Origin of the sequence: Pseudomonas sp. UBA3153, assembly GCF_002364635.1 — a bacterium.
Lineage (GTDB): Bacteria > Pseudomonadota > Gammaproteobacteria > Pseudomonadales > Pseudomonadaceae > Pseudomonas_O > Pseudomonas_O kuykendallii.
This window is the reverse complement of sequence record NZ_DEYR01000061.1, coordinates 100476-116096: the sequence shown is the minus strand read 5'-3', so window position 1 is coordinate 116096 and position 15621 is coordinate 100476. Positions and strand designations below refer to the sequence as shown.

The following is a 15621-nucleotide window of genomic DNA, read 5'->3' as shown; positions in this document are numbered from 1 at the left end:
TGCTTTCGTAGGGTGCGCCGCGCGCACCGCTGTACCGGCTACCAGTCCTTGCCCAAGCCGGGCAGTCACGATGCGCATGGCGCACCCTACGGTGACGGTGCGCTTGTCGTAGGGTGCGCCGCGCGCACCGATGCACGGGCTACCAGTCCTTGCCCAAGCCGAGCAGCTCCAGCGCCTGGCGTCGTAGCTCGACCAGGTGCGGGTCGTCGCGGTGGCGTGGGTAGTCGCGTGCCACCTGCAATTCCGCCAGCACCCGCGCCGGCCGGTCGCTGAACACCAGCACGCGGTCGGCCAGCAGCAGCGCCTCCTCGACGTCGTGGGTCACCAGCAGGCCGCTGTAGCCTTGCTGCTGCCAGAGGCGGATCAGCTCGCCCTGCATGGCGATGCGGGTCAGCGAATCGAGCTTGCCCAGCGGCTCGTCGAGGATCAGCAGGCGCGGCTGGTTGACCAGCGCGCGGGCCAGCGCCACGCGCTGCGCCATGCCTCCGGAAAGCTGCCGCGGATAGGCCTGGGCGAATTCGCCGAGGCCCACCTTGGCCAGCGCCTCGTCGACCCGTCCGCGTTGCTGCCTGAGCAGGCCGCGCGCCTGCAGGCCGAGGGCGACGTCCCAAACCGTGCGCCACGGGTAGAGCGTCGGGTCCTGGAACACCACCACGCGGGACGGATCGGGCCCGGCGATCGGCGCGCCATCGGCCAGCAGCTCGCCGTGCTGCAACGGCTCCAGCCCGGCGACCAGGCGCAGCAGGGTCGACTTGCCGCAACCGGACGGGCCGAGCAGGGCGACCATCTCCCCCGGCGCGACGCTCAGGTCCAGACGCTGCAGCACCGGCAGGCGCTCGCCCTTGAGTTCGAAGGCGTGCGCCAGGCCACGGATGTCCAGGCGCAGGCCGCGCTCGGCGGGGATCGGGGAACGCGCGGTGGCTACCATTTCATCGCTCCTTGCTGCCAGCTCAGGGCGCGGTCGCGGATCAGGAACAGCGCGCTGATCAGCCCGGAGCAGACCAGCGCCATGAGCAGCAGGGCGGCGTACATGTTGGCGTAGGCGGCCCAGCCCTGCGCCCATTGCAGGTACCAGCCGAGACCGGCCTTCACACCCATCATCTCCGCCACCACCAGCACCGAGAAGGACGCGCCCAGGCCCATGAACAGGTCGACGAAGACATGCGGCAGCGCGGCGAGAATCGCCACCCGGCGGATCAGGAACCACTGGCGGGCACCGCCTCTACCGCAACGACAGCTTTGGCCTCGGCGCCTTACTGAAAACCCGCGAAGGCTTTCCTCGCCGAGCATCCGGCCGCGGTCAGCCAGGTGATCGGGGCCTACGAGCGCGTCCGTCGCTGGATCGTCGCCAACCCGGAGCAGGCGGCTGCGCTGATCGCCGGCGAAACCCAACTCCCTGTGAAGGTCATCCGCCTGCAACTCGGCCGCAACGACCTCAGCCGGCCACAATTTCGACGGCGAAGGAGGTGGCGCATGAGCGCACTGCTGGCCCTGCAACGCATCCACAAATCCTTCGCCGGCCTGCGCGTGCTGGACGACGTCAGCCTGAGCCTGGCGCCCGGCGAGATCGTCAGCCTGCTCGGCCCCAGCGGCTGCGGCAAGAGCACGTTGCTGCGCATTGCCGCCGGGCTCGACCGCGACTTCCAGGGGCATCTCGAACGCAACCCGCTGCTGGATTTCGGCATCGCCCGCGGCATCGGCGTGGTGTTCCAGGAGCCGCGCCTGCTGCCCTGGCTGAACGTGGCGCAGAACGTCGCGTTCGCCGATGGGCGAGCCGGCGACGAGAAATGGGTGCGGCAGCTGCTGCGCGACGTCGGCCTGGAGGGGCGCGGCGAGGCGCTGCCCAAGCAGCTTTCCGGCGGCATGGCGCAGCGCGCGGCGATAGCCCGCGGGCTCTACGGGCGGCCGCAGTTGCTGCTGCTCGACGAACCCTTCAGTGCGGTGGATGCCTTCACCCGAATGCGCCTGCAGGACCTCGTCGCCGAGTTGGCGCAGCGCTACGAAGTGGCGATCCTGCTGGTCACCCACGACCTTGACGAAGCCTTCTAACTCAGCGACCGGGTGCTGATCCTCGGCGGACAGCCGAGTCGCCTGACCCGCGAGATCGACGTGCCACTGGCGCGCCCGCGTGACCGCCGCTCCGGCGCACTGGCCAACCTGCGTGGTCAGGCGCTGACCGAGCTGTACCAGTCGCACGCGCTCTGATCGCCTCCTCGGGCAACATTTGCCGGGCCCCGTGCCCGGCTTTTTTTTTGCCGTGCGTTCGCATGTCGCCGCGAAGTGTTTTAATTCATTTATAGAATAAACAAATTAATATTTATTCTTTTTAATTTGTCTGCCGCCTGAGCATAGTGAGCCCACGCAACGCTCACTTCAGGAGAAACAGCATGAGCATCCGACTCGGCGATATCGCCCCCGACTTCGAACAGGAATCCAGCGAAGGCCCGATCCATTTCCACGAATGGCTCGGCAACAGCTGGGGCGTGCTGTTCTCCCACCCGGCGGACTTCACCCCGGTGTGCACCACCGAACTGGGCTTCACCGCCAAGCTGAAGGACGAATTCGCCAAGCGCGGCGTCAAGGCCATCGCCCTCTCGGTGGACCCGGTCGATTCCCACGTGAAGTGGATCGACGACATCAACGAAACCCAGAACACCCGCGTCAACTTCCCGATCCTCGCCGACGCCGACCGCAAGGTTTCCGGGCTCTACGACCTGATCCACCCCAACGCCAGCGATACCCTCACGGTGCGCTCGCTGTTCGTCATCGACCCGAACAAGAAGGTGCGCCTGACCATCACCTACCCGGCCAGCACCGGGCGCAACTTCAACGAGATCCTCCGCGTCATCGACTCGCTGCAGCTCACCGACAGCCACAAGGTCGCCACCCCGGCCAACTGGCAGGACGGCGACGAAGTGGTGATCGTGCCGTCGCTCAAGGACGAGGACGAAATCCGCCAGCGCTTCCCGAAAGGCTATCGCGCGGTGAAGCCTTACCTGCGGCTCACCCCGCAGCCGAACAAGTGAGACGCCGCACATGTTGATCGTTTCCCTGGCCGGCAGCCCCAGCTTCAAGTCGCGCTCCGGCGTGCTGCTGGAGCGTGCCCGCCACTGGCTGCACGGGCGTGGCCATGAGGTGGTGAGCTACGGCGTGCGCGATTTCTCCGCCGAGGAATTGCTCCACGCACAGTTCGACAGCCCGCGGGTGCGCGAGCTGATCGAACAGGTCGGCCGCGCCGATGGCCTGCTGGTGGCGACGCCGGTGTACAAGGCGTCGTTCTCCGGCGCGCTGAAGGTGATTCTCGACCTGCTGCCCGAGCGCGCCCTGCAGCACAAGGTGGTGCTGCCGCTGGCCACCGCCGGCAGCGCGGCGCACATGCTCGCCCTGGATTACGCGCTGAAGCCGGTACTCGCCGCGCTGAAAGCCCAGGACATGCTGCACGGCGTGTTCGCCGAGGATGGCCAGATCGACTACGGCGATGGCCATCCGCAACTGGCGCCAGCGCTCGAACAGCGCCTGCACGACGCCCTCGGGCAGTTTTCCGCGGCGCTGGCCCGGCGTCCGCAGCCGATAGACCCGAACCTGTTGAACGACCGGCTGGTGAACGCCCGCTGGAGCATCTGACCCGAACACCCCAAACCTCGCCTTACTCGCCCGCCAACGGGCAAGCAGGTAGCCAATCAAGACATCGCCAAGGAGAGCGCCATGCGCACCATTACCTTGCGTCGAAGCCTGGCCGCCCTGTTTGCCGCGGCCATCACCTTCGGAGCCGTTACCCAGGCTCAGGCCGATGCGCTGCGCATCGGCTATCAGAAATACGGCACGCTGGTGCTGCTCAAGGCCAAGGGGACGCTGGAGAAGCGTCTCGCGGCCCAGGGCATCGACGTCAAGTGGACCGAATTCCCCGGCGGCCCGCAGCTGCTCGAAGGCCTCAACGTCGGCGCCATCGACTTCGGCGTGACCGGGGAGACCCCACCGGTGTTCGCCCAGGCGGCGGGTGCCGACCTGCTCTACGTCGCCCACGAACCGCCGGCCCCGAGCAGCGAGGCGATCCTCGTGCAGAAGGAGTCGCCGATTCGCTCGGTCGCCGAACTCAAGGGCAAGAAAGTCGCCCTGAACAAGGGCTCCAACGTGCACTACCTGCTAGTGCGCGCCCTGCAGGACGCCGGCCTGCACTACAGCGACATCCAGTCCGTCTACCTGCCGCCGGCCGATGCCCGCGCCGCCTTCGAGCGCGGCAGCGTCGACGCCTGGGTGATCTGGGACCCCTTCCAGGCCGCCGCCGAACAGCAACTGCAGGCGCGCACCCTGCGCGACGGCAAGGACCTGGTGGACAACCACCAGTTCTACCTCGCCGCACGTTCCTACGCCGAGAAACACCCGCAGGTGCTGAGCACGCTGATCTACGAGATCCGCCAGGTCGGTGACGAAGCCAGGGCCGATCCGCAAGCCGTCGCCAAACAGGTCGCGCCGCTGCTCGGCCTGCCCGAGGACATCGCGCTGATCACCGTCAAGCGCCAGGGATTCGGGGCGCTGCCGCTGTCGCCGGAGGTGGTCGCGGCGCAGCAGAAGATCGCCGACGCCTTCAGCGACCTGAAGCTGATTCCGAAACGTCTGCGCATCGCCGATGTGATCTGGAATCCCCCGGGCAAAGTCGCCCAGCAGTGACCGAACCCCTCTCCCTCGCGGGAGGGGACATGAACGTCTAGGAGACCACTCCATGAGCTTGAACATCTTCTGGTTCCTGCCGACCCACGGCGACGGCCATTACCTGGGTACCGCCGAGGGCGCGCGTGCCGTCGACCACGGCTACCTGCAGCAGATCGCCCAGGCGGCCGACCGCCTCGGCTATGGCGGCGTGCTGATTCCCACCGGGCGCTCCTGCGAGGATTCCTGGCTGGTCGCCGCCTCGCTGATTCCGGTGACCCAGCGCCTGAAATTCCTCGTCGCCCTGCGTCCGGGGATCATTTCGCCGACCGTGGCCGCGCGCCAGGCGGCGACCCTGGATCGTCTGTCCGGCGGCCGCGCACTCTTCAACCTGGTCACCGGCGGCGATCCCGACGAACTGGCCGGTGACGGCCTCAACCTGTCCCACGCCGAGCGCTACGAAGCCTCCGTCGAGTTCACCCGTATCTGGCGCCGGGTGCTGGAGGGCGAAACCGTCGACTACGCCGGCAAGCACATCCAGGTGAAGGGCGCCAAGTTGCTCTACCCGCCGATCCAGCAGCCGCGTCCGCCGCTGTATTTCGGCGGCTCCTCGGACGCCGCGCAGGACCTCGCCGCCGAACAGGTCGAGCTGTACCTGACCTGGGGCGAACCGCCGGCCGCCGTCGCCGAGAAGATCGCCCAGGTGCGCGAGAAAGCCGCGGCTCGGGGCCGCGAGGTGCGCTTCGGCATCCGCCTGCACGTGATCGTGCGTGAGACCAACGAGGAGGCCTGGAAGGCCGCCGACAGGCTGATCGCCCACGTCGACGACGACACCATCGTGCGCGCCCAGGCCTCGCTGGCGCGTTTCGATTCGGTCGGCCAACAGCGCATGGCCGCGTTGCATGGCGGCAGCAAGGACAACCTTGAAGTGTCGCCGAACCTCTGGGCCGGCGTCGGCCTGGTGCGCGGCGGCGCCGGCACCGCGCTGGTCGGCGATGGCCTAACCGTGGCCGCGCGGGTCAGGGAATACGCCGCGCTGGGCATCGACACCTTCATCTTCTCCGGCTACCCGCACCTGGAGGAGTCCTACCGGGTCGCCGAACTGCTGTTCCCGCACCTGGACGTGGCCCGGCCGCAGCAGCCGGAGGCGCGCGGTTTCGTCAGCCCCTTCGGTGAAATGGTCGCCAACGACATCCTGCCCAAGGCCGCGGCGGCGAGCTGAGGGTGGCGCAGGCAGAGGTTTTTCCGGCTTGCATCCGGGCTACAGGTCGAGTCGTAGGGTGCGCTGCGCGCACCGCCATTGCCTGCGGCACCCATTGGTGCGCAGGGCGCACCCTACGAACCGATGTTCCTCCGGCTCTCCCATTGATGAGGAAAATGCTGGGGGAGAGGGCTTTCTCGCCCAGTAGCCTGGATGAAATCCGGGGAATACAGACGGTACACAACGTTTCGAGGCAACCATGAGCAACACGACCCTTCACAAACTGGCCCTGCGCGCCGCGCCCTGGGCCTTGCCCATCGCGCTGCTGGCGGCCTGGCAGATCGCCGTGCAGGCCGGTTGGCTGTCCAGCCGCATCCTGCCGGCGCCCAGCGCCGTACTCGCTGCCGGCTGGCAACTGGTGCGTAGCGGCGAGCTCTGGCAGCACCTGGCGATCAGCGGCCAGCGCGCCAGCATCGGCTTCGCCATCGGCGGCGGCATCGGCCTGCTGCTGGGCTTCATTACCGGGCTGTCGAGCTGGGGTGAGCGCTTCCTCGACAGCAGCGTGCAGATGATCCGCAACGTCCCGCACCTGGCGCTGATCCCTCTGGTGATCCTCTGGTTCGGTATCGACGAGAGCGCGAAGATCTTCCTGGTCGCCCTCGGCACGCTGTTCCCGATCTACCTGAACACCTACCACGGCATTCGCAACGTCGATCCGGCGCTGGTGGAGATGGCGCGCAGCTACGGCCTGTCCGGCTTCGCCCTGTTCCGCCAGGTGATCCTGCCCGGCGCGCTGCCGTCGATCCTGGTCGGCGTGCGTTTCGCCCTCGGCTTCATGTGGCTGACGCTGATCGTCGCCGAAACCATTTCCGCCAGCAGCGGCATCGGCTACCTGGCGATGAACGCCCGCGAGTTCCTGCAGACCGACGTGGTGGTCCTGGCGATCCTGCTCTACGCGGTGCTCGGCAAGCTGGCCGACGTCGCCGCCCGTGGCCTGGAGCGCCTCTGGCTGCGCTGGCACCCGGCGTACCAGCCCAAACGAGGTGCCGCATGACCGCCCAACAAGCCCCGCAGAACCTCAAGCGCGGCATCCCGCTGGCGCTGCGCGGCCTGCACAAGACCTTCGGCAAGCGCGAAGTGCTCAAGGACATCGAGCTGACCATTCCCGCCGGCCAGTTCGTCGCCGTGGTCGGCCGCAGTGGTTGCGGCAAGAGCACGCTGCTGCGTCTGCTCGCCGGGCTCGATTCACCCAGTTCCGGGCAACTGCTGGCCGGCTCGGCGGACCTCGGCAGTGCCCGCGAGGAAACCCGGCTGATGTTCCAGGACGCGCGCCTGCTGCCGTGGAAACGGGTGATCGACAACGTCGGCCTCGGGCTTTCCGGTGACTGGCGGCAGAAGGCCCTCGATGCGCTGGAAGCGGTCGGCCTGGCGGATCGCGCCGGCGAGTGGCCGGCGGCGCTGTCCGGTGGGCAGAAGCAGCGCGTGGCGCTGGCCCGCGCGCTGATCCACCAGCCGCGCCTGCTGCTGCTCGACGAGCCGCTCGGTGCGCTGGATGCGCTGACCCGTATCGAGATGCAGCAACTGATCGAACGCCTCTGGCAGCAGCATGGCTTCACCGTGCTGCTGGTCACCCACGACGTCAGCGAGGCCGTGGCCATCGCGGACCGGGTGATCCTGATCGAGGACGGCCGCGTCGGCCTCGACCTGCCGGTCGAACTGGCCCGTCCGCGTCACCGCGGCTCGGCGCGCCTGGCGGCACTCGAAGCCCAGGTGCTCGACCGCGTGCTGGCGCTGCCGCCCGGCGACAACGAGCCGGACCCCGTTTCACCGCTCCCGACGCAACTGCGCTGGGCGCTTTGACCCACGAATCCATCCGTACCGAACCAGGAGAAACGCCATGACCATCAAAGCCATCAACGTCCGCAACCAATTCAAGGGCACCATCAAGGAAATCATTGAGGGCGACGTGCTCTCGGAAATCGACGTGCAGACCGCCGCCGGCGTTGTCACCTCGGTGATCACCACGCGCTCCGTGAAGGAGCTGGAACTGGGTGTGGGCAGCGAAGTGATCGCCTTCGTCAAATCCACCGAGGTATCGATCGCCAAGCTCTGATCGACGGCGGCTCGGTCCCGGGCATTGAAACAGTCCGGACAGCCGCTTGCGGCCAAGGTGCTTCGGCGCGGGAGTCTGTCTTTGCGGATAACCGTCCGGGCATGGCTCGCGGGACCGAGCCGGTTCCTCCGGCGGTAACGATCAAGGCGAGCCCGGGCTCGCCTTTTTCATGCTTCGCCGGCAGGCGGGCGATCGCGCCAGTCGAGCTTTTCCGCCGGCACCGGGCGGCCGAACCAGTAGCCCTGGCCGAGATCGCAGCGGTGTTCGAGGAGGAACGCGGCCTGTTCCGGGGTCTCGATGCCCTCGGCGAGCACCTTCAGTCCCAGGCTACCGGCCAGCGCGATCACCGCGCGGGTGATGGCCATGTCCTCGCTTTCGTCGGGCAGGCCGGCGACGAAGCCCTGGTCGATCTTCAGCTTGTGCACCGGCAGTCGCTTCAGCCGCAGCAGCGACGAATAGCCGGTGCCGAAGTCGTCGATGGACAGGCGCACGCCGAGCACGCGCAGGCGCACCAGCTGGTCGAGGGCGCCGTCGGGGTCGTGCATGATCGCACTCTCGGTAACTTCCAGCTCCAGGCGCGCCGGCTCCAGCCCGGTCTTCTCCAGCGTCTCGGCGATGCGATCGGGCAGGTCGCCGCGGTTGAACACGCGGCTGGAAATGTTCACCGCGACGAACTCCAGTTCGCGGCCCTGCTCCACCCAGCGGCGCATCTGCCGGCACGACTCCTCGAGCACCCAGGCGTCGATGGTTCCGATCAGCCCGCTTTCCTCGGCGATCGGGATGAACTCGCCCGGCGAGATCAGCCCGCGCTCCGGATGCTGCCAGCGCACCAGCGCCTCGACACCGACGACGTGCCCATCCAAAAGGCGCAGCACCGGCTGGTAGTAGACGCGCAACTGGCCGCCTTCGAGGGCGTGGCGCAGCGATGCCGCCAGCTCCACGCGCTGGTGCGCGTAGGCGGTCAGCTCCTGGGTGTAGAAGGCATAGCCTTCGCGACCGCTGCTCTTGGCCTTGAACAGCGCCGAATCCGCGTTGCGCAGCAGTTGCTGCACCGTGCGCGCGTCGCCGGGATAGAGGCTGATGCCGATGCTGGCGCCGGTGAACAGCTCGTGGCCACCGAGACTAAAGGGCGCCTTGATCTCTTCGAGGATGCGCGTGGCGAGGGCCGCGGCCTGCTCGACATGCGGGCAGTCCTCGTAGATCAGGGCGAACTCGTCGCCGCCCATGCGCGCCAGGGTCATGCCGTCTTCGAGGAGGCCGCGCAGGCGTTCGGCCACGCCCTTGAGCAACTGGTCGCCGATGTTGTGGCCGAGGCTCTCGTTGATGTGCTTGAAGTGGTCGAGGTCGACCACCATCACGGCGCCGCCGCGCTTGTCGGCGAAGATGCGCTTGAGCGCGCTTTCGACGCGCTCGATGAACAGCAGGCGGTTCGGCAAGCTGGTCAGCGGGTCGTGGTGGGCCAGGTGATCGAGTTCGTTCTGCGAGCGCTTGATCGCGGTGATGTCGGAGAACACTGCGACGTAGTGGCTGAGCTCGCCGTTTTCGTCGTGAATCGCGCGCAGGTTCTGCCAGATCGGGAAGATTTCACCGCTCTTGCGACGGTTCCAGATTTCCCCGCTCCACTCGCCGCGCTGGTTGAGGCTTTTCCACATCACCTGGTAGAAGGCGTCGTCGTGGCGGCCGGACTGGAACATCGACGGCACCTTGCCCATCACCTCCTTCTCCTCGTAGCCGGTGATGCGCTGGAACGCGCGGTTGACGTGCACGATCCTCTGCTCGGTATCGGTAACCAGGACGCCTTCCAGGGTGCTGTCGAAAACCGCTGCCGCCTGCCGCAGGCTCGCTTCGTTGGCACGCCGGGCGGTGTGCTGCAGGCTCATCCGCGAGAAGTAGAGGTTGAGCAGGGCGTACAGCAGGGCGCTGGTCACCAGCACGAAGGCGAGGCCCTTGGCGCTCTGCCAAAGGAGCATCCGTTCGGTGGTCCCGAACAGCTTGAACAGCAGTTGGTCGCTGAACACCACCCACAGGCTGGCGCCTATCCAATAGATGAAAGCAAGGCGCAGCGCGCTACGATGCAATTTCATGTAACCGCTGGTTCCTTGCCCTGTGTGAGTTAGCGTTCATTATATGTGAGATGCGGGTTTGCATTATTGATCGAAAGACCCGCTGGTTTCATGACCCGCGTCGAAGATAATCGGATTGCTTCGATCCAGGTCCACCCTATCGCTCCAAAGGGCAACTAAGTCTATGTGGTATAACGGTTTTCTCGATCTATCCGGTTGGCAGCTGGTCGCTGTCACCCTGCTGCTCACTCACGTCACCATCGTCGGCGTGACGGTCTATCTGCACCGCTATTCGGCGCACCGCTCGCTGGAGCTGCACCCGGCGCTGAAGCATTTCTTCCGCTTCTGGCTGTGGCTGACCACGGCGATGAACACCCGCGAGTGGACCGCCATCCACCGCAAGCACCACGCCAAGTGCGAGACCGTGGACGATCCGCACAGTCCGGTGCACAAAGGCCTGGGCACGGTGCTGCGCACGGGCGCGGAGCTCTACGCCGAGGAGGCGAAGAACGCCGACACGCTGCGCATCTACGGCAAGAACTGCCCGGACGACTGGATCGAGCGCAACCTCTATTCGCGCTTCCCGGCCGGCGGCATCGCGCTGATGGCGATCATCGACCTGGCGCTGTTCGGCGTGCTCGGCATGACCGTCTGGGCGGTGCAGATGGCCTGGATTCCGATCTGGGCGGCCGGTGTCATCAATGGCCTCGGGCATGCGGTCGGCTATCGCAATTTCGAGTGCCGCGACGCCGCGACCAACCTGGTGCCCTGGGGCATCCTCATCGGCGGTGAAGAGCTGCACAACAATCATCACACCTACCCGAACTCGGCCAAGCTGTCGGTGAAACGCTGGGAGTTCGACCTCGGCTGGGCTTGGATACGGCTGTTCAGCCTGCTTGGTCTGGCCAAGGTGCAACGCGTCGCGCCCATCGCCCACCGCGTCGAAGGCAAGGGCAGTCTGGACATGGACACCGCCATGGCGATCCTCAACAACCGTTTCCAGATCATGGCGCAGTACCGCAAGCTGGTGATCGCGCCGCTGGTGAAGCAGGAACTGGGCAAGGCCGATGCCTCGATGCGTCACCTGTTCCGGCGCAGCAAGCGCCTGCTGTCGCGCGAGCCGAGCCTGCTGCAGGAAACCCATCATGCGCGCATCGAGAACCTGCTGGCGCACAGCCAGGCACTCAAGGTGATCTACGAGAAGCGCCTGGCGCTGCAGCAGATCTGGGCGCGTACCAGCAGCAACGGCCACGACATGCTCGCGGCGATCAAGGAATGGGTCCACGAGGCGGAGGCCAGCGGCATCCACTCCCTGCGCGAGTTCGCCGAACAGTTGAAGACCTATTCGCTGCGTCCTGCCAGCGTGTGAACCAGTCCACGCCGCGCGTCCGGAACGCACGCGCGGCTGGAACTAAGCCCCCGATCGCCTCTCTCAGTCATGGCCCACTTGCCTGGTGGGTTTTTGTCGTGCCTGTGCGAGGTCAGGGAAATGGATAGCAAGACCACACTTTCGGAACTGCCGGTTCCAGCGGAGACACTGCTCGCGCTGATGCACGCGCAGGGCGAAGTCGCGCGCCTGAGCGAGCGCGAACGCCTGTTCAGCGCCCTGCTGGGCAGCGTCAACGCCGTGCTTTGGGCATTCGACTGGCAGACCCAACGGATGATCTACGTGAGCCCCGCCTACGAACGGATCTTCGGCCGTTCCGCCGCGCTGTTGCTCGCCGACTACGGCGAATGGCGCAACAGCATCTACCCTGACGACCTGGAGTACGCCGAGCAGAGTCTCGCCGAAGCGGTCGAGAAAGGCGCCGCGGAATTTCGCGAGTACCGCATCATCCGCGCCGATGGTCAGATTCGCTGGCTCAGCGACAAGTGCTTCATCAACCGGCAGATCGGCAGCGGCGAATCGCTGACCATCGTCGGCATGGCCGAGGACATCACCGAGAAGAAGCAGCTCGAAGGCGAACTGCAACGCCTGGCGACCACCGACGTGCTCACCAAGAGCAGCAACCGCCGGCATTTCTTCGACTGCGCCCAGCGCGAGTTCGAGCACGCCAACCGCTTCGGCGCACCGCTGGCGTTCCTGCTGCTGGACATCGATGACTTCAAGAAGATCAACGACACCCACGGCCACCAGATGGGCGATCAGGTGCTGCAGCGCATCGCCCAGTGCGGTGCCACGGCGCTGCGCCGCGGCGACCTGTTCGGGCGCATCGGCGGCGAGGAGTTCGCCGCGGTGTTCCCCGGCTGCGACCCGGCGCTGGCGCAGCAGATCGCCGAGCGCCTGCAGCGCGAGGTGCAGCGGCTGATCTTCAGCAGCGCCGAGGGCGAGCCGTTCGGCGTCACCGTCAGCCAGGGACTGGTCAGCCTGCGCATCGAGGATGCGGCCCTCGGCGACCTGTTCGCCCGCGCGGACGCGGCGATGTATCAGGCCAAGCGACAGGGCAAGAATCAGATCGTCCTGGCCTGACCTGTGACCGATTGTCGCGATATCGTTCGCGTTGAACACATCTTGTGATGAATTGTTTTTCGCCGTTCCGCGGCGCTTGACCAGCGTCAAGCCTTGAACGCCTCCCGCGGGCCATCGTCATTTCAAATGACGAGCCTGAGGAGAAAGGCCATGTACAAACCGTTGATGTTAGCCATAGCGATGAGCCTGGGCACGGCTGCCTGGGCGATCAGCCCGACCCCCGGCAACGAACCCATCCAGCCGATCCAGCCCGCCAAGGTGGCCAACGCGAGCAAGGTCGAACTCGGCAAGCAGCTGTTCTTCGATCCGCGGCTGTCCAAGTCCGGCTTCATTTCCTGCAACTCCTGCCACAACCTCAGCATGGGCGGCAGCGACAACCTGCCGACGTCCATCGGCCACAACTGGCACCAGGGGCCGATCAACTCGCCCACCGTGCTCAACTCCAGCATGAACATCGCGCAGTTCTGGGACGGTCGGGCGAAGACGCTCAAGGAACAGGCCGGCGGCCCGATCGCCAACCCTGGCGAGATGGCCTTCTCGCATGAACTGGCGCTCGACGTGCTGCGCTCGATCCCGCAGTACCGCGGGGCGTTCAAGGCGGTGTATGGCGACGATGGCGTGAAGATCGACGACGTCACCGACGCCATCGCGGCCTTCGAGGAAACCCTGGTCACGCCGCACTCGCCGTTCGATCGCTGGCTGCTCGGCGATGCGACCGCCATCAGCAGCACGGCCCAGGAGGGTTACCAGCTGTTCAAGAGCGCCGGTTGCGTGGCCTGCCACAACGGCGCAGCGGTGGGCGGCGGCTCGTTCCAGAAGATGGGCATGGTCGAAGCCTATGCCACCAAGAACAAGGCCGAGGGTGTCGCCGGGCTGACCGGCAAGGATGCCGATCGCATGATGTTCAAGGTGCCGACGCTGCGTAACGTCGAGCTGACCTACCCCTACTTCCATGACGGCGCCTACTGGACGCTGGAAGAGGCGGTGGATGTGATGGCGCGCCTGCAGCTGGGTCGCAAACTGAGCACCGATGAAGTCGGCCAGATCGTCGCCTTCCTCAAGACCCTTACCGGCGATCAGCCGAGCTTCGCCCTGCCGATCCTGCCGCCGTCCACGGCACAAACGCCGCGCCCGCAGCCGTTCCCTGTGGCCAACTGACCGGCCGCGTAACAAAAAGCCCCGCCAATCGGCGGGGCTTTTTTATCGGTCATCGAACGCTCAGGGCGCCGGTTGCTGCTGGGTGATGCAGTGGATGTTGCCGCCACCCAGGAGAATCTCGCGGCCCGGCACCATCACCACGCGGTGCTGCGGGAAAAGCCGCGTGAGGATCGCCTCGGCTTCGTTGTCCAGCGGGTCGTCGAAGCGCGGCGCGACGATTCCGCCGTTGACGATCAGGAAGTTCACGTAGGAGGCCGCCAGGCGGATCGACGGATCGCGCGGTTGCGAGCCGAGCGCCTTGTCGACGCCCGCGCACTCTTCGTCGCTGGCGTACAGCGGACCCGGAATCGGCATCTTGTGCACCTGCAACGGACGGCCCTTGGCGTCGCGTGCGTTTTCCAGCACCCGCATCGCCGCCTGGCAGCGCGGGTAGTTGGGGTTTTGCTCGTCGTCGGTCCACGCCAGCAGCACTTCGCCGGGGCGCACGTAGCAGCAGAAGTTGTCGACGTGGCCGTCGGTCTCGTCGTTGTACAGGCCGTCCGGCAACCAGATCACGGTGTCGATGGCCAACTGCTCGGCGAGCACCTGCTCGATCTGCTGACGCGACAGATGCGGGTTGCGGTTACGGTTGAGCAGGCACTCCTCGGTGGTGATCAGGGTGCCTTCGCCGTCCACGTGGATCGATCCGCCCTCGAGCACGAAGCCTTCGGTGTGGTAGCGGTCGCAGCGCTCGATTTCGAGCACCTTTCCCGCTACCTGGCGGTCACGGTTCCAGGGGAAGTAGAGGCCGCCGTCGAGGCCGCCCCAGGCGTTGAAGTCCCAGTCCACCCCGCGCACGCCACCCTTGCCGTCGATGACGAAGGTCGGGCCGCTGTCGCGCACCCAGGCGTCGTCGCTGCTGATCTCGACCACGCGGATGTTGTCGGCATCCAGCTGCGCGCGGGCATTCTCGTACTGTTCCGCGGTCACCCCGACAGTCACCGGCTCGAACTGCGCGATGGCCTTGGCCACCGCGGTGAAGGCCGCCTGTGCGGGTTTGCCGCCGAGGCGCCAGTTGTCCGGGCGCTGCGGCCAGATCATCCAGGTCTGACTGTGCGGCGCCCATTCGGCCGGCATGTGAAAGCCGTCGGCGCGCGGGGTAGTGTCGAGTGTCGGCATTGTGCTCTCCGAGAATTCTGCTGGGCGGCCTGCGCCGGAATGGAGTTGGACCGTGGCGTTTGGGACGGTTCCCAAGCGATTCGGATGACAGACTTATAGTCGATAAGGATCGATATTAATAGGGTTTTTGAAGCGTAATTAGCGCCGTTATTCGCGCAATAATTCGATAAAAATCGTATTAGGCGCGGCGAGGCAGGAATTCTGGAAGGTACAGCCCCAGGTAGGCATCGAACACGCGCCGGCCCTCTTCTGCCAGGCGCGGGGTGATGCTGCCGTGTTGCTGCATAGAGCGGGCATAGACCCGGTCGCCCAGTTCCATGGCCAGGGCGAACACCTCGATCTCCGTGGGCAGCGCCGGCAGGACGAAATGCCGGTCGAACAGCGCCTGCATCAGTCGGCCCAGTTCGAGATCGTGCTGGCGGTCCGCCTGGACCAGCTCGGCGAGGCCGTGTTGGGTGAGGATCAGCTGCCGTGCGGCGGCGTCTTCGGCGTAGATCGCCAGCATGCGCGCCTCGACGATCCGCGAAAGATCGCGCCAGGTGCGCAGGTCTTCGCTGGCGATGGGCTCGGCGAGACAGGCCTGGAAGGCGGCGTGGACCTCGGCGGTGAGCGCCTGGAGCAGGGCGGGAACGCCGGCGAAGAAGTGGTAGACCGAGGACGGCGGGATCTGTGCGCGCTCGGCCACGCTGTACACCGAGAGCCCGCCGACACCCTGTTCGGCCAGCAAGACGCGCGCGGCGACGAGGATAGCGTCGATCCTCGCCTGGCTGCTGGCGCGGGGTTTGCGGGGTGTGGCGGTGCGCGGCATGCG

At 66.4% G+C, this 15621-nt stretch carries 14 protein-coding genes and 2 pseudogenes; 11 read left to right on the top strand and 5 right to left on the bottom strand.

The window, feature by feature from the left end:
• Window positions 1-139: 139 nt before the first annotated feature.
• Complete coding sequence (locus B2X67_RS14430) at window positions 140-928, bottom strand: ABC transporter ATP-binding protein (protein ID WP_286785915.1); 789 nt, start codon at window positions 926-928, stop codon at window positions 140-142.
• Window positions 922-1218: pseudogene (locus B2X67_RS14425) on the bottom strand (ABC transporter permease); the annotation flags it as partial. The pseudogene B2X67_RS14425 and the gene B2X67_RS14430, both read right to left, overlap by 7 nt.
• A 255-nt stretch (window positions 1219-1473) precedes the next feature.
• Here B2X67_RS14425 and B2X67_RS14420 point away from each other — a divergent pair.
• The 8 genes and pseudogenes from B2X67_RS14420 (at window position 1474) to B2X67_RS14385 (ending at window position 7961) form a co-directional block, all read left to right on the top strand.
• Window positions 1474-2205, top strand: a pseudogene (locus tag B2X67_RS14420) (ABC transporter ATP-binding protein).
• Window positions 2206-2387: 182 nt separating this feature from the next.
• A complete protein-coding gene (locus B2X67_RS14415) occupies window positions 2388-3026 on the top strand; it encodes a peroxiredoxin (protein WP_286785914.1) in 639 nt (212 codons plus the stop codon).
• 10 nt (window positions 3027-3036) lie between these two features.
• Entirely contained in the window at window positions 3037-3624 is a 588-nt protein-coding gene (ssuE, locus tag B2X67_RS14410) for an NADPH-dependent FMN reductase (RefSeq protein ID WP_286785913.1), read from the top strand.
• 81 nt (window positions 3625-3705) lie between these two features.
• Window positions 3706-4668: a sulfonate ABC transporter substrate-binding protein gene (locus B2X67_RS14405; protein WP_286785912.1), complete on the top strand. Its 963-nt coding sequence runs from the start codon at window positions 3706-3708 to the stop codon at window positions 4666-4668.
• Window positions 4669-4720: 52 nt separating this feature from the next.
• Window positions 4721-5869, top strand: coding sequence for an FMNH2-dependent alkanesulfonate monooxygenase (ssuD, locus tag B2X67_RS14400; RefSeq protein WP_286785911.1), 1149 nt, complete (start codon window positions 4721-4723; stop codon window positions 5867-5869).
• 238 nt (window positions 5870-6107) lie between these two features.
• The gene (gene ssuC, locus B2X67_RS14395) at window positions 6108-6902 is read left to right on the top strand and encodes an aliphatic sulfonate ABC transporter permease SsuC (RefSeq protein ID WP_286785910.1); all 795 of its coding nucleotides are present in this window, start codon (window positions 6108-6110) and stop codon (window positions 6900-6902) included.
• On the top strand, window positions 6899-7708 hold the full coding sequence (gene ssuB, locus B2X67_RS14390; RefSeq protein WP_286785909.1) for an aliphatic sulfonates ABC transporter ATP-binding protein: 810 nt from the start codon (window positions 6899-6901) through the stop codon (window positions 7706-7708). The genes ssuC and ssuB overlap by 4 nt, the downstream gene beginning before the upstream one ends.
• 37 nt (window positions 7709-7745) lie before the next feature.
• On the top strand, window positions 7746-7961 hold the full coding sequence (locus tag B2X67_RS14385) for a TOBE domain-containing protein (protein WP_090224838.1): 216 nt from the start codon (window positions 7746-7748) through the stop codon (window positions 7959-7961).
• 167 nt (window positions 7962-8128) lie between these two features.
• Here B2X67_RS14385 and dibA read toward each other — a convergent pair whose 3' ends face one another.
• The gene (dibA, locus tag B2X67_RS14380) at window positions 8129-10045 is read right to left on the bottom strand and encodes a phosphodiesterase DibA (protein WP_286785908.1); all 1917 of its coding nucleotides are present in this window, start codon (window positions 10043-10045) and stop codon (window positions 8129-8131) included.
• A 163-nt stretch (window positions 10046-10208) separates the two neighbouring features.
• Here dibA and desA point away from each other — a divergent pair, with 163 nt between their 5' ends.
• The 3 genes from desA (at window position 10209) to B2X67_RS14365 (ending at window position 13652) form a co-directional block, all read left to right on the top strand.
• Complete coding sequence (gene desA / locus B2X67_RS14375; protein ID WP_090224841.1) at window positions 10209-11393, top strand: delta-9 fatty acid desaturase DesA; 1185 nt, start codon at window positions 10209-10211, stop codon at window positions 11391-11393.
• Window positions 11394-11513: 120 nt separating this feature from the next.
• Window positions 11514-12494, top strand: a complete 981-nt coding sequence (locus B2X67_RS14370; RefSeq protein WP_090224843.1) for a GGDEF domain-containing protein — start codon at window positions 11514-11516, stop codon at window positions 12492-12494.
• 150 nt (window positions 12495-12644) lie between these two features.
• Window positions 12645-13652, top strand: a complete 1008-nt coding sequence (locus B2X67_RS14365) for a cytochrome-c peroxidase (RefSeq protein ID WP_286785907.1) — start codon at window positions 12645-12647, stop codon at window positions 13650-13652.
• Window positions 13653-13712: 60 nt separating this feature from the next.
• On the opposite strand, the gene aguA is transcribed toward B2X67_RS14365, so the two are convergent.
• Together aguA and B2X67_RS14355 are read right to left on the bottom strand one after the other, a co-directional pair.
• On the bottom strand, window positions 13713-14810 hold the full coding sequence (gene aguA / locus B2X67_RS14360; RefSeq protein WP_286785906.1) for an agmatine deiminase: 1098 nt from the start codon (window positions 14808-14810) through the stop codon (window positions 13713-13715).
• A 178-nt stretch (window positions 14811-14988) separates the two neighbouring features.
• On the bottom strand, window positions 14989-15618 hold the full coding sequence (locus B2X67_RS14355) for a TetR/AcrR family transcriptional regulator (RefSeq protein ID WP_286785905.1): 630 nt from the start codon (window positions 15616-15618) through the stop codon (window positions 14989-14991).
• Window positions 15619-15621 lie beyond the last annotated feature (3 nt).

Excerpts from the sequence above, each read along its gene's own strand:
- B2X67_RS14430 (WP_286785915.1), bottom strand. The coding sequence starts at position 928 with ATGGTAGCCACCGCGCGTTCCCCGATCCCCGCCGAGCGCGGCCTGCGC.
- B2X67_RS14415 (WP_286785914.1), top strand. The coding sequence starts at position 2,388 with ATGAGCATCCGACTCGGCGATATCGCCCCCGACTTCGAACAGGAATCC.
- ssuE (WP_286785913.1), top strand. The coding sequence starts at position 3,037 with ATGTTGATCGTTTCCCTGGCCGGCAGCCCCAGCTTCAAGTCGCGCTCC.
- B2X67_RS14405 (WP_286785912.1), top strand. The coding sequence starts at position 3,706 with ATGCGCACCATTACCTTGCGTCGAAGCCTGGCCGCCCTGTTTGCCGCG.
- ssuD (WP_286785911.1), top strand. The coding sequence starts at position 4,721 with ATGAGCTTGAACATCTTCTGGTTCCTGCCGACCCACGGCGACGGCCAT.
- ssuC (WP_286785910.1), top strand. The coding sequence starts at position 6,108 with ATGAGCAACACGACCCTTCACAAACTGGCCCTGCGCGCCGCGCCCTGG.
- ssuB (WP_286785909.1), top strand. The coding sequence starts at position 6,899 with ATGACCGCCCAACAAGCCCCGCAGAACCTCAAGCGCGGCATCCCGCTG.
- B2X67_RS14385 (WP_090224838.1), top strand. The coding sequence starts at position 7,746 with ATGACCATCAAAGCCATCAACGTCCGCAACCAATTCAAGGGCACCATC.
- dibA (WP_286785908.1), bottom strand. The coding sequence starts at position 10,045 with ATGAAATTGCATCGTAGCGCGCTGCGCCTTGCTTTCATCTATTGGATA.
- desA (WP_090224841.1), top strand. The coding sequence starts at position 10,209 with ATGTGGTATAACGGTTTTCTCGATCTATCCGGTTGGCAGCTGGTCGCT.
- B2X67_RS14370 (WP_090224843.1), top strand. The coding sequence starts at position 11,514 with ATGGATAGCAAGACCACACTTTCGGAACTGCCGGTTCCAGCGGAGACA.
- B2X67_RS14365 (WP_286785907.1), top strand. The coding sequence starts at position 12,645 with ATGTACAAACCGTTGATGTTAGCCATAGCGATGAGCCTGGGCACGGCT.
- aguA (WP_286785906.1), bottom strand. The coding sequence starts at position 14,810 with ATGCCGACACTCGACACTACCCCGCGCGCCGACGGCTTTCACATGCCG.
- B2X67_RS14355 (WP_286785905.1), bottom strand. The coding sequence starts at position 15,618 with ATGCCGCGCACCGCCACACCCCGCAAACCCCGCGCCAGCAGCCAGGCG.